This window comes from Marinomonas gallaica (genome assembly GCF_001639745.1).
Classification (GTDB): domain Bacteria; phylum Pseudomonadota; class Gammaproteobacteria; order Pseudomonadales; family Marinomonadaceae; genus Marinomonas; species Marinomonas gallaica.
Genome location: NZ_LTAX01000055.1, coordinates 1 through 385, shown reverse-complemented (window position 1 = coordinate 385; position 385 = coordinate 1). Strand labels below are relative to the sequence as shown.

The 385-nt window shown below is 47.3% G+C and carries 2 tRNA genes; both read right to left on the bottom strand.

Annotated features, from left to right (window positions below):
- Position 1: 1 nt before the first annotated feature.
- Positions 2-78 (bottom strand) — tRNA-Met (locus tag AYW76_RS18565).
- A gap of 77 nt (positions 79-155) precedes the next feature.
- Positions 156-232 (bottom strand) — tRNA-Met (locus tag AYW76_RS18560).
- Positions 233-385: the final 153 nt, after the last annotated feature.

Sequence of the window (385 nt, the reverse complement as noted above, 5' to 3'; positions counted from 1 at the left end):
TTGGTTGCGGGAGCAGGATTCGAACCTACGACCTTCGGGTTATGAGCCCGACGAGCTACCAGACTGCTCCATCCCGCGCCATGTAATCTATCGAATTAAATAGATTCAGAACACTAGCTATGTTTAATATTGCAATCAACTCATTCTTATTAAGTTGGTTGCGGGAGCAGGATTCGAACCTACGACCTTCGGGTTATGAGCCCGACGAGCTACCAGACTGCTCCATCCCGCGCCATGTAATCTATCGAATTAAATAGATTCAGAACACTAGCTATGTTTAATATTGCAATCAACTCATTCTTATTAAGTTGGTTGCGGGAGCAGGATTCGAACCTACGACCTTCGGGTTATGAGCCCGACGAGCTACCAGACTGCTCCATCCCGC